This is a genomic window from Vibrio tetraodonis, from assembly GCF_003350295.1.
Taxonomy (GTDB): Bacteria; Pseudomonadota; Gammaproteobacteria; order Enterobacterales; family Vibrionaceae; genus Vibrio; species Vibrio tetraodonis.
Map to the genome: position 1 here is coordinate 94,941 of NZ_QLYY01000007.1, position 13,011 is coordinate 107,951.

Below are 13,011 nucleotides of genomic sequence, written 5' to 3' on the forward strand. Positions count from 1 at the left end.
TTCGAAATCAATCTGATCTAGTTTCAGCACGTCACAAACTCTCAGCTGCTAGATGTAATAACTGAGACATTGGCTAAATTACTGGTTCAGCGTGTTTTATTTTTAGTGGGTTCATTTATATCCTGAGTTATTGAGATTTGATGCATATACTCGACAAAGGATTGTTATGAGCAGATTGTCATTCTTCCAATTTCTTTCCTCAAAACCTTATATTTTGTCAATGGCTATTATTATTGCTTTATCGATTTGGTTAGGACTAGGGACTCTCATTGCTGAAGAAAATACGCTATCGAACACTTTGAATGATAGCCCTAAAGCAAAGGTCGGTTTCCAAACATATACTGCTCAAAAAGTTCAAAAGTCGATAAGTTTATATGGAAGAACAGCCCCTGATAAGCAAGCTAAATTGGGCGCTGAAATAGCGGGTAAGATCGTAGAGTTGACCGTGGATAAAGGCGAAGTTGTCATTAAAGGGCAAGTGATTGCGCGTATCGATAAAGGTGATTTGGATATCCAGGTAGAACGAGCTGGTGCAGTACTTAAAGTTAGGGAAAAGGAATACAAGGCAGCTCAATCTCTAAAAAATAAAGGGTTACAAGGAGAGGTCGCTTTTAGTAAGGCTCAGGCAGACCTAATTGAAGCAAGAGCGGAGCTGAGAAATGCAAAACTTGCCCTTGCCAATACAGCAGTTAAAGCACCGTTTGGTGGTGTTATTGAGCGTTTATACATAGAGCTTGGTGATTTTGTCAGTGTTGGCGATCCTGTCGCGACATTAATTGATCTTCGTCAGATAGTAATAGAAGCCGATGTGAGCGAACGGCATATCCAAAACTTGGCGCTCCAGCAACCCGCTCGGGTGTCCTTTATAGGTGATAATGAAGTTGAAGGTAAAGTCAGCTATATTTCCAGAGTCTCATCCCCTGAGACTAATACTTTTCCGATAGAAATCCTCTTGCCCAATCCTCAACAAAAAATCCCTGCTGGGGTGAGTGCTGAAGTGGAACTAAATCTTTATGAGCAGTTGGCGGTTAAAGTCACGCCAGCCATGCTTGCACTGGATGAATCTGGCAACTTGGGGATAAAAACTTTGACTAATGAACAGGTTAACTTTGTACCAATTAAGTTAGTCAAAGCTGAACAAGATGGTGTCTGGCTTACAGGGTTGGGAGAACAGGTAAGTATTATTACTGTCGGCCAAGGTTTTGTTCTCCATGGCGATACAGTGATTGCGGTCGAGCAAAAAAGTGAGGGTAAGTTATGTACTCCTTGATTGATGCGGCTCTCTCTCGGGTCAGAACAATGTTGGTTCTGTTAGTTTTTGTTTTAGTTGCAGGGGTGTCGACTTATTTTACAGTGCCTAAAGAATCGAGCCCAGATATCACAATCCCTATCATTTATGTGTCTGTTGGTCATCAAGGTATTTCTCCAGCCGATTCAGAGCGACTGCTTGTTCGCCCTATTGAACAGGAGTTACGTTCGATTGAAGGGGTGAAAGAAATGACATCTAAAGCATCTGAGGGACATGCTTCAGTGATGCTTGAATTTAGTGTTGGGATTGATCTGAACAAAGCCATGTCTGATGTTCGCGAAGCCGTCGATTTAGCTAAGCCGAGACTACCTGAAGATAGTGATGAACCAACAGTTAATGAAGTCACTTTTGCGTCTCAAGAGCCAGCCTTAACGGTTGTGCTTTATGGCGGCGTCCCAGAGAGAACCGTGGTAAAAATTGCTCGCCAATTAAGGGATAGGCTCGAAAGTTTCCGTCAAGTTCTTGAAGTTGATATTGCTGGAGATAGAGAGGATATTGTCGAAATCATAGTTGATCCCTTGCTGATGGAAAGCTATGGCCTTGATCAAGCTGATATCTATAATTTGATTGCTCTAAATAATAGGGTTGTTGCGGCAGGTTTTGTTGATACAGGTTATGGTCGGTTCTCGGTCAAAGTCCCTTCTGTATTCGATTCCATCAAAGATGTATTAGAGTTACCAGTTAAAGTTGACGGCAAGCAAGTGATTACTTTTGGCGATGTAGCAAATGTTCGGCGAGCTTTTCGAGACCCTGAAAGTTATGCACGCTTAGATGGGCAATCTGCGATCGTTCTCGATGTAAAGAAGCGTGCGGGTGAAAACATCATTGAAACAGTTGCTCTCATCAAACAAGTGCTTATGGAAGCGCAGAAGCACCAAGAGTGGCCCAATAACTTGCAGGTCAAATATACTTGGGATCAGTCTAAAGATGTCAAAATGATGCTTAATGATCTGCAGAATAACATTTTATCTGCCATCATTCTTGTGGTCGTTGTTATCATTGCAATTCTTGGCGTCCGTACTGCATTTCTTGTCGGTATATCAATTCCTGGCTCGTTTTTAACGGGTTTATTAGTGCTGGCTGTGTTCGGTTTAACAATTAATATTGTTGTGTTGTTCTCTTTGATCATGGCCGTCGGTATGCTGGTTGATGGCGCAATCGTAGTGACTGAATTTGCTGACAGGAGAATGCAAGAAGGCGTAGGTAGGAAAGAAGCATATCGTGAGGCAGCTAAGCGTATGGCATGGCCTATTACAGCGTCAACTTCAACGACTTTGGCTGCTTTTGCACCATTGCTTTTTTGGCCTGATATCACTGGCGAGTTTATGCAGTACCTCCCCCTAACTTTGATTGCCACCTTGTCGGCATCATTGGCAATGGCACTTTTGTTTGTGCCGGTAATGGGGAGCTTGTTTGGTAAACCGCAACAAGCAACAGAGAGACAAGGTGAAATAATGCTTGCGCTCGATAACGGGGACTTTTCCAAAGCCAAGGGGATTACCCAATATTACTACCAGACTTTAGATACAGCCCTTCATTATCCATTTAGAATTCTCGTTAGCGCTATTGTACTCGCTATTTTAGTTGGTTGGGCCTATGCAAAATCAGGCCTCGGCGCAGAGTTTTTTCCTGAAGTTGATCCACCGTTTTTTACCGTCAAAGTTCGTTCTCATGGCGACTTATCGCTGGATGAAAAAGATGTGATCATGCGTGATATTGAGTCCGTAATGCTTGGCCATCAGGAGTTTGAAAGTGTATATACCAAAACAGGGGGAGATGATGAAATAGGGCAGATTCAAATTACTCCTGTTGATTGGCAATATAGGCGCAAAATAAAAACAATTATCGAAGAGTTGAAGCGCTCGACAGATCAATATGCTGGTGTTGAGATTGAATATAAATTTCCAGATGCAGGCCCTCCTGTAGAACATGATTTGGTTATTGAATTGTCCTCTCGAGCACATGACCAACTTGATGTTGGCGCCAAATTAGTTCGTCACTGGGCGGATGGATATTCAGCGTTTACCAATATCAGTGATACTTCGAGTAAAGGAGGAATTGATTGGCAGATAGACATACGCCGAGATGATGCGTCTCGTTTTCTTGCAGACGCCACTTTGGTAGGAAATACCGTTCAATTTGTTACGAATGGGCTTAAATTAGGTGACTATTTACCTGATGATGCGACTGAGGAAGTCGATATCCTTGTCCGATATCCGCAAGAAAAAAGAGATATTGGCCGCTTTGACCAGCTTAGAGTGAAAACAGCAGCTGGCATGGTACCAATAACCAATTTCGCCAGTATTATTCCTAGCCATAAGCAAGATACCATTCGCCGTATTGACGGCACCAGAGTAATCAATGTATTTGCAGATATGAAAGAGGGTTATAACCTAACACTTGAATTACCTAAAATTGAGCAAGCATTAGCCCAGTTGTCACTACCTGACGGGATCGAGTTTAAAATTCGTGGCCAGAATGAAGAGCAGGAAAACTCGTCAGCATTTTTACAAAAAGCTTTTATGATTGCTTTGGTTGCAATGGCACTTATTTTACTGACCCAGTTCAACAGTTTTTATCAAGCATTTTTAATTCTTAGTGCGGTGTTGTTTTCCACGGTTGGTGTTCTGGCTGGTCTGTTAATTTTCCAAAAGCCTTTTGGCGTCATCATGTCTGGGATAGGTGTCATTGCGCTGGCTGGAATTGTCGTGAATAATAATATTGTTTTGATTGATACTTACAATCAGCTAATTAAACGTGGTGTCGAAAAACGTGATGCTATTCTGCGTACTGGAGTACAACGTTTGAGGCCAGTGCTGTTGACAACGGTAACCACTATTCTTGGTCTACTCCCCATGGTCTTAGAAATGAACATTGACCTGATTAACCAAAAAGTAGAGTTTGGTGCTCCTAGCACTCAGTGGTGGTCGCAGCTTGCAACTGCGGTGGCTGGGGGATTAGCATTTGCAACATTACTGACATTGATTCTAACTCCTTGCCTCTTGATGTTGAGTCGAGATAGCAAGATAAACACTTGTGTTCAAGAGAGCCTTGCCACTTCCTCGAAGTCAGACGAGTAACTTCGAGGAAGAAAAGTTAGGCTATTGAGTTGCGAGCAATTGGCTATAGCGGTTGAGTTTATCTAATCTCAGCTTAGCATTGGCGATAAAAGTCGTTTTATCTTTGCCTCTGAGGGATTTAGCTTGCGGTAATTTTACCGTCCTCGGGTTTTTGTGAACACCATGCACCAAAAATTCATAATGAAGATGTGGGCCAGTTACTCGACCAGTACCTCCAAGTGTTCCTATAGTTTGACCCTGTTTAACCCTTTGTCCAGTTTTCACTTTACGCTTGGTTAAGTGGAGGTATTTGGTAACGTAAGTATTGCTGTGTCTTATGAAAACGTAGTTGCCGTTGAACTTGTTGTAGCTGGATTTTTGTACGACGCCATCTCCTGCTGCCCATATTGGGGTGCCTACTGGCGCGACATAATCTGTTCCTCTGTGTGGTTTAACTCTGCCAGTAACAGGGTGAAGGCGGCGAGGGTTAAAATTTGAGGACACACGACGAAAATCGACAGGGGAGCGCAAAAATGCTTTTCTCATTGCTCGGCCATTTTCATCATAATAATTGCCATCCTTATCATTCAAAATCGCTTTGAAGGTATCGCCTTGATTGGTAAAAATGGCGGCAATGATTTTGCCTTGCCCAACCACTTCACCCTCAACAATTTTGTCTTGGTAAAGAATTTCGAAATAGTCGCCTTTTCGGATATCGAGCGCGAAGTCGATGTCCCACCCAAATATCCCAGCCAGTTCCATAATTTGGTTGGCAGTAAGTCCTGCGCCAACTCCTGCGTTCCAGAAATTTGAGGAAATGTTAGCTTCAGCATAATTGTATTGATAGTGGACTTCTTTCTTCTCAAGTCTGGAGGTAAACCCAATTTCAGAGCGTGTGATCAAAAAGGTTTCATAGGCACTGATTTTTCGAGAAATTTGCACTAACTGATTATCGACGTCAAAACCCAATAAAAAAGTATCTCCTGGACGTATTCGAGTCAGCTGTTTTTTTATTTCCTTGTTGGTCGTTGTGAGCTCATGTAGGAGCCTAGGAGATAATCCTGCTCTTTGAAAAAGGAGAGCCATGGTATCGCCGGAACCAACAGTATGTTTTTCCCAGCGCAAGGCTGAACTTTTACTGTCTGAGTCTGAAACCGTCAATGAGCGGGCATCTATATCTATTGGATAGTACTCTCCGAGCTGATAGAGCTTCTTCTCCGAGCTTAAATCTCGAGGTGAAGGTAGCAGTAGCGCAATGATAATTAATGCACCGAATAACGCAATAAAGGTTCTGTGTATAGCTGGTAGCTGGTTGAAAATAGACAGCATCTTAGTGTTCGTTCTAAAAAATCCGTAAATATAGTTACCTGTTTAGTCTAACTGGTTTCAAAAGTACTCGCTATTCAAGTAATATGGTAAATTATTAATTTTTTGCCAAATCTGTGGGAGTGAACAAGAATGGCGAGTATTGAATCTGCACTGGCCGAGATTAAGCGCGGCGTTGAAGAGCTTATTCCTGAAGAAGAGCTAATAGCAAAGTTAAAAGAGAATCGCCCCTTGCGGATTAAATTAGGTGCTGATCCTACGGCTCCTGATATTCACCTTGGTCATACGGTTATTTTCAATAAGCTGCGTTTGTTCCAAGAGCTAGGTCATGATGTTACTTTCCTTATTGGAGACTTCACTGCGATGGTAGGTGACCCTACAGGTAAGAACACCACACGACCACCTTTGAGTCGAGAAGATGTTATTCGTAATGCTGAAACTTACAAAGAGCAAGTATTTAAAATTCTTGATCCGGCAAAAACCAAGGTTCAGTTTAATTCGGAATGGTTATCTGAACTTGGCGCAGAGGGTATGATTCGCTTAGCTGCCAATCAGACTGTTGCACGCATGCTTGAACGTGATGATTTCAAAAAGCGTTATGCTGGTGGCCAACCTATTGCTATTCACGAGTTTATGTATCCTCTTCTTCAAGGCTGGGACTCGGTTGCAATGGAAACGGATGTTGAACTTGGCGGGACCGATCAGAAGTTTAACTTGCTGATGGGGCGTGAACTGCAAAAAGCAAATGGGCAAAAACCGCAGGTTGTGTTGATGATGCCGCTTCTTGTTGGCCTTGACGGTGAGAAGAAAATGTCTAAGTCTGCTAATAACTACATTGGTATTAGTGAAGCGCCAAGTGAAATGTTCGGTAAGATCATGTCGATATCAGATGATCTGATGTGGAGCTATTATGACTTACTTTCTTTCCGTCCGCTGGAGCAAATTGCTCAGTTCAAGGCAAGCATTGCTCAAGGAGAGAACCCTCGTAATATAAAAGTGTTACTCGCCAAAGAAATCATTGCGCGTTTCCACAGCGAAGAAGAGGCCGATGCCGCCGAACAGGAATTTGTTAATCGATTTGCTAAAAATCAAATTCCAGATGAAATGCCAGAGTTTACATTTGATGCGGGATTGCCTGTAAGTAATTTGTTAAAAGAAGCCGGTTTGTGTGCCTCTACTTCTGAAGCAATGCGAATGGTTAAACAAGGCGCAGCGAAAATAGATAGTGAGAAAGTCTCAGACGCTAAGTTTGCTCCACTTACTGGCACTTACGTTTTTCAGGTCGGCAAGCGTAAGTTTGCTCGAATCACGATAAATTGAGTAATGTAATTAAAAAAGCGCCTTAATGGCGCTTTTTTAATGAGCTTTGTCAGTATTGGGACGATTTACGCAGAATTAACTGTAGTAAATCGTAATTTTTGTTATCATTCGATCGCCGTCAGCTTTGATGGTTTTATTTGGAGACTTTTATGAACAACATCGACCATCCCCCTAGTATGGAGGGAGAAAAATAAACCTGCATCGGTGTTGACTATTTGCGTCTCTGCCATGTGGTAGAGAACATCTTTTCCCAAATACTTCTCAAATTTTTCTCCTTCCTTTCTAGAGTTTAAGTTCCTACCAGATAATGATATTTAGTCTCATTGCTTGGTGACTTGATGGTCGTTACCTATTGCCAATCGGGAGATTCGCCATGAAGGTAATGAACAATACATATATTAAAAACGGTGCTTATTTTTCTGAGCAGGAAATTGGCGCGGCTCGTAATGCTTTTTTGCAGTACGAACAAGAGCAGCAAGTGGATCTGCTATCTATTATGCCTATTGAAGAAGCTGTAGCCATTTTGCGCAATTGCTCTCTTGGTTATGTACAGCAGTTAATTGCTCTGCTGGAGAACAAAGGTGAAGATAAATTAGCACGCCACTATGCTCATCGATTGGGCTTTATTCATTCTGAAGCAGAAACCACGGGCAGTTACTTGAGAACCTCAGTGCTGGAGCATGTGAAACAGCGTATTGGTTGGATCATATCCTTGGCCTTGCTTGGTATCGTATCAGGGCTGATTATTGCTCAATATGAAGATACCTTAAGTCAGCTTGTTTTATTAGCTGTGTATATGCCTGTGATTGCGGCGGCAGGAGGCAATACAGGAACTCAGGCTGCGACCTTAGTGATAAGAGCACTAGCAACAGGGGAGCTTAGAAAGCGCCAGTGGCTTGCGGTTTTTTGGAAAGAGAGTCGTGTTGCTGTTTGCTTGGCGATTGCAATTGTTATGGTGATTGTTGCTCGTGTAATGCTATTTAGTGGCCATGCTTCGACAGGAGGTTTTCCACTTAGTAGCATTGCTACTGCAATCGCCGTCGCTCTGTTTATTCAAGTGATTTTATCGACGACTTTGGGAGGGCTACTACCCATATTAGCGAGAATGTGCAAACTGGACCCAGCCGTTCTTGTCAGCCCAGTATTAGCATCGATTGTTGATATTTCAGGTATGTGGATTTTCTTTAATGTCGTTAATCATTTTTTAGGTATTACCTGACTAAACTTGACGACATCTTTATAGAAGGCTTGTTCAAATTGGGTAATTGGAGCGACGGTTGGAGGACTGTCGCTTTTTTTCTTTTCGGGAAAGTAGTCAGAGACAAACTGAACAAATATTGTGGAAGGTTTACCTGAACTATCTAGACCAAAACCAGCCATGTTGTGGCTACCATACAAAGAGCCGCTTTTGGCTATAATTTGTCCCCTAATGGGATCTTTGCGCATGCTACGCCTGTATTTTAGCGTTCCAGACTCTCCAGAACTTGGCATCAATTCAATCATATTGAGATTTTCATCGTTTAGCCATATGTGACGTAGAATTTGGGCCATGGTCTTGCTTGAAAACCGGTTGTTGCGTGAGAGTCCAGAGCCATCGGCCATGGGTACATCATGTAAATCTATTCCTGTGTGCGCAAAAATGATCTGTTTGATCGCTTTAGTTCCATTATTAAAACTACCGGGTTGAATATAAAATTTAGAACCTAATGTCTTGGTTAGATTATCTGCAATCAAATTGTCCGACTCTATAATCATTGTTCCCAAAAGGTGCGGAAGAGGTAATGAGTGGTGAGTCGCAAGTAGAGACGTGATGTCTGAGTTCTCTTTAGGTGCTCCTATTTTTATTGAACCAGAAAAAGAGATCTTCATTTGACTTAATAAAGTACCTAGCATTCGCTGGGTATATAACCCTGGGTCTTGGACTGCAAACTTAAGCGGTAGAGGTTTGTTGCGTTTTATTAAGCAGCCTTGCAGTTGATAATGATTATTAGGCGATGTGACCAGTTCGAGATTACATTGGGTGCTTTCTTGGTGATCTTTTGACACACTTGATGCTTGAGTTGTGACGTAAACAGGAAAATGTTTAGGTACATAGACTCTGGTCTGTCCATCATCCTGACTGTATATCGATGCTTGGACACAATTTCCATCAAGCGTGATGGCTGTTGCGGGAGCGCTATAGCAAACTCCGAGTATATCCCAAGGCCAGCCTACTGCGCGATCGTATCCTGTAAAGGCACTGTTATCTAACCAAATATTACCCTCAATATTCTTCAGTCCATTTCTTTTGGCAACCTGCAATAGTCGCTTCAAGTCTTCTGTCGTTAGTGTCGGGTCTCCAGAAAAGCGAATAATGAGATCTTTACCTATTTGTTCAAGCTTTGTTTCGTAGCGAAAGTCATCACCAAGCTCTAATTTTGCCGCCAGTGCAGTGACGAGTTTTAGAGTGCTGGCAGGTGGAAAGTAGACCTCTGTATTTTGTGTATCATAAATGACTTGTTGTTGGTTCAAAGATTCAATCAGAAGACTAGCTTGTGCCCCTTTGGGAAGTTGTTCGATAGTGAGGTCAGCCAGTGTAGGAAAAGAGAGAAGAAAAATAACAAAAGCCACAAATAATTTGGAGGTCTGCATAGAATTACGTCACACGACTTAAAAGGTGAAGAACCAGTATAACCAGTAAAAAATACGCCCGCTAGAAGCGGGCGTGATCAGACTGTCAAATTTAGTCGTAAATTAGAAGTCGTAACGCAGACCTAGTGCGAATTCGTCTTCGGCATCTGCCTTAGTGATATTTTGTGCTGCATCTTCGTCAAGTAGGTTGAAGTTGTATGAGATGTAACCACGGAAGTTAGGCTTGAAGTAATATGTTGCATCGATAGCTACGTTATCAGCTTCGTCTTTCTTCGTGCCTGCTTTATCGCTTTCAAGGTAGTTATAGCTGGTTGTAAATACAGTTTGTCCTAGAGTATAAGCCGCTGCAAATTCGTAACCAGTGAGATCTGTAGTATCGCTTTCACCAACAATTTGATCTTCGCCATCAACGAAGGTACCTGCAAAGTAAAGATCATTGATAGTGTAGGAAGCAGCTAGCATATACTGAGAGCGATCAGTGTATTTGTAGTCTGAGCCATCACTCTTGGCTGAATAGTCGACGTTTTCTGTACCATCTGCATAACCTGCACCAAGCTTGATGCCTGTTTCGCCGATTGCATAAATTGCAGATAGTGAGTAGCCATCAGCATCATTGTCTTTGTAGCCATTATTACCATCAGCCTCAGCATCAGCGAAACGGTAGCTGCCTTTTAGGCCTAGGTTATTGAATTGACCTTTGTAAGAAACCATGTTGTCTGAGCGATCTGCGATAGCGATTTTATATGCAGCAGAGTTACCATGATAAGCCATGATATCGGTAAAATCAGTGATTACGCCAAGTGCACCTTCATTCTTACCATAGGTCACTTCACCAAATGTACCGCCAATACCACCGTATAGATAACGGTTAGTTAGGTCTGACTCTCCACTGTCTGTAGATTTACCATTTTCGTTAGTGGTAAATTCACCTTCATAGAAACCGACACCATATAGGCCATCTGTAATTTGTGCTTTACCTAGGAAATTTAAACGCACACGAGACTTGTCTTCCGCTTTACCATCTTTTAGCGCTAGACGGGCTTCTGCACGACCACCAAGCTCGATAGAGTTACCATCTTGGTTGTATATCTCTGCTGCATTTGCACCAGTTGTAAAAGCGGCAGCCGAAACGGCTAGAGCGATCAGAGTTTTGTTCATCTTATTGGTCCTAATTTACTGTCCATAAATATTTTTGAAAGGGCTAGCCTTTCTATTTTCTTCCGTTCCACAGTTCTGACTGCATAGGTTGGCAACAAGCTTAAGCACGCAACTAGAGCCATAGAAGTCTTGCTGGCTTTTGTTTTAACGCCAAAGTTCCAATCTAAGTTAGTAAAAAGATATAAATATGAATTTTGCACGCTGTTTTATTTTTGGTAAAAAATACTCAATCAACTGTTTTTAATGATAAAAATTTCCATTTAGTCTTGTTTTTACCTATGGGTTTGTTTAGTTTTTTTTATGCTTGAATAGTGCATCTAAAGAGCTTTAAGCTATGGATTTAGCTGATGAAATTATTTTATTTATAAGTCTGAGAATCCTAGAGATGAATTCAGGTGATTTAGTCGCTAACTTTGTTTACACTAGAGAAATTAATGTTGAGTCATATTCTCTACCCAATCCGTCCGATTGGGTGGTTTCGTTTTGTCCAAAGATAGCTTTGGCAATGAGGTAAAACATGGAAAAAGTCCCAATGACAGTCCGCGGTAAAAAGATGCTGCGTGAAGAATTAGACCGCTTACTCAAGCTTCGCCCTCAAATATCTGAAGCTATTGCAGAAGCACGTGAACTTGGTGATCTTAAAGAGAACGCAGAATATCATGCAGCTCGTGAAGAGCAGGGGATCTGTGAAGCTCAAATAAGAGATATCGAATACAAATTATCTGTCGCTCAGGTGATTGATGTATCGAAACTAGATAACACTGGAAAGGTTATCTTTGGTTCGACAGTTACTGTCATCGATTGCGACACTGAAGATGAAAAAACGTATCAGATTGTTGGCGATGATGAGGCTGATATCAAAGCGGGTCGTATCTCTGTAAGCTCACCCATTGCTCGAGGTCTGATCGGTAAAATGGAAGGCGACGAAGTAGTGATATCCACGCCTGGTGGTGACAGAGACTTCGAAATTGACAGTGTCGAGTATCGATAGACTCTCTACTACTTTTTGTCACTGTTCTGTATTCGTGATCAGTGAATGTGAAAAAGGTCGCGCAAGGCGACCTTTTTGCTATTTCGCATAATGCTGTGATTATTACTTGCGTGGTAATTCAATTTTACGATCGTCGCTTTGCTTGTACAGAACAAGGGTTTTACCTATTACTTGTACATTTTCAGCACCAGTCTCACGTACAATAGCCTCAACAATAAGGTTTTTTGTTTCACGATCTTCGCTGGCTATCTTAACTTTTATCAGTTCATGATGGTTAAGAGCGATCTCGATTTCCGCCAGAACAGCTTCAGTAAGTCCATTTGCGCCCATAAGCACGACGGGTTTCAAACCATGTGCTAGGCCTTTGAGGTGCTGCTTTTGTTTTGTGCTTAAGTTCATTACGCGGCCAATTTTCTTTACTTTAAGGGTTGAAAAATACCATTTTAACGCCATCTATCCCTGAAGACTATAATTTATTGGCTATCGTGGCCTTTTGTTTAATTAGGATTTGGATGAGCAAACAGAAACATTCAGCCAGTTCAGGACGTTGGCTGAAAGAGCATTTTGACGACAAATTCGCCAATGAAGCTCGTAAAAAGGGCTATCGTTCTCGTGCTTATTTTAAGATCGAAGAAATTCAAAATAAGGATAAGCTTCTCAAACCTGGAATGGTAGTCGTTGATTTAGGAGCAGCTCCCGGTGGGTGGTCTCAATATGCTGCTAAGCTAGTAGGTGACGAGGGGAAAATCATTGCGTGTGATTTACTTCCCATGGATCCGATTGCAGGGGTTAGTTTCCTTCAAGGAGACTTTCGAGAAGACTCTGTATTGGAAGCTTTGTTAGATAAAATTCAACCATCTATGGTGAATGTTGTTATGTCTGATATGGCTCCTAATATTGCAGGCAACAACTCTGTTGATCAACCAAGAGCTATGTACTTAGTTGAACTGGCTTTAGATATGTGTCGACAAGTTCTAGCCCCAAATGGTAGTTTTGTTGTGAAAGTATTTCAGGGCGAAGGTTTCGATCAATACGTTAAAGATGTTCGCGAGATGTTTAAAGTCGTGAAAATCCGCAAACCTGATTCTTCTAGGGCGCGTTCCCGAGAAGTGTTTATTGTAGCCACTGGTTACAAAGGTTAACTATTTGCTTTATGAAGCACAGGTTAACACTGTAGCTACAGTTTACAAACTGTAGTACCCTACCTTTAATTACAA

The 13,011-nt window shown here is 41.9% G+C and carries 10 protein-coding genes; 6 read left to right on the forward strand and 4 right to left on the reverse strand.

Going from position 1 to position 13,011, the window contains the following annotated elements; translation table 11 throughout:
• Positions 1-166: 166 nt before the first annotated feature.
• Positions 167-1,270: an efflux RND transporter periplasmic adaptor subunit gene (locus DPF90_RS04175; protein WP_114784991.1), complete on the forward strand. Its 1,104-nt coding sequence runs from the start codon at positions 167-169 to the stop codon at positions 1,268-1,270.
• Positions 1,258-4,389, forward strand: a complete 3,132-nt coding sequence (locus DPF90_RS04180) for an efflux RND transporter permease subunit (protein ID WP_114784993.1) — start codon at positions 1,258-1,260, stop codon at positions 4,387-4,389. Before DPF90_RS04175 ends, DPF90_RS04180 begins: the two co-directional genes overlap by 13 nt.
• 21 nt (positions 4,390-4,410) lie before the next feature.
• Here the strand turns inward: DPF90_RS04180 and DPF90_RS04185 are convergent, their stop codons facing one another.
• Positions 4,411-5,697, reverse strand: a complete 1,287-nt coding sequence (locus DPF90_RS04185) for a peptidoglycan DD-metalloendopeptidase family protein (RefSeq protein ID WP_114784995.1) — start codon at positions 5,695-5,697, stop codon at positions 4,411-4,413.
• Between the two features lie 129 nt (positions 5,698-5,826).
• Here DPF90_RS04185 and tyrS point away from each other — a divergent pair, with 129 nt between their 5' ends.
• Entirely contained in the window at positions 5,827-7,014 is a 1,188-nt protein-coding gene (gene tyrS, locus DPF90_RS04190) for a tyrosine--tRNA ligase (protein ID WP_114784997.1), read from the forward strand.
• Between the two features lie 373 nt (positions 7,015-7,387).
• Positions 7,388-8,233: a magnesium transporter gene (locus DPF90_RS04195; RefSeq protein WP_114784999.1), complete on the forward strand. Its 846-nt coding sequence runs from the start codon at positions 7,388-7,390 to the stop codon at positions 8,231-8,233.
• Here the strand turns inward: DPF90_RS04195 and dacB are convergent.
• Both dacB and DPF90_RS04205 read right to left on the reverse strand, forming a co-directional pair.
• Positions 8,212-9,645, reverse strand: coding sequence for a serine-type D-Ala-D-Ala carboxypeptidase (gene dacB / locus DPF90_RS04200; protein ID WP_114785001.1), 1,434 nt, complete (start codon positions 9,643-9,645; stop codon positions 8,212-8,214). The two genes, DPF90_RS04195 and dacB, sit on opposite strands and share 22 nt — an antisense overlap.
• Before the next feature lie 102 nt (positions 9,646-9,747).
• Positions 9,748-10,803 (reverse strand): porin, encoded by a 1,056-nt coding sequence (locus DPF90_RS04205; RefSeq protein ID WP_114785003.1) that lies wholly within the window; start codon positions 10,801-10,803, stop codon positions 9,748-9,750.
• A gap of 517 nt (positions 10,804-11,320) precedes the next feature.
• Here DPF90_RS04205 and greA point away from each other — a divergent pair.
• Positions 11,321-11,794 carry a transcription elongation factor GreA gene (gene greA / locus DPF90_RS04215; protein ID WP_114785007.1) on the forward strand — a complete coding sequence of 158 codons (474 nt, stop codon included), beginning with the start codon at positions 11,321-11,323 and terminating at the stop codon, positions 11,792-11,794.
• A 102-nt stretch (positions 11,795-11,896) separates the two neighbouring features.
• Here the strand turns inward: greA and yhbY are convergent, their stop codons facing one another.
• Entirely contained in the window at positions 11,897-12,193 is a 297-nt protein-coding gene (gene yhbY / locus DPF90_RS04220; RefSeq protein ID WP_114785256.1) for a ribosome assembly RNA-binding protein YhbY, read from the reverse strand.
• 113 nt (positions 12,194-12,306) lie between these two features.
• Here yhbY and rlmE point away from each other — a divergent pair, with 113 nt between their 5' ends.
• Positions 12,307-12,936, forward strand: a complete 630-nt coding sequence (gene rlmE, locus DPF90_RS04225; RefSeq protein ID WP_114785009.1) for a 23S rRNA (uridine(2552)-2'-O)-methyltransferase RlmE — start codon at positions 12,307-12,309, stop codon at positions 12,934-12,936.
• The last annotated feature ends 75 nt before the right edge of the window (positions 12,937-13,011 follow it).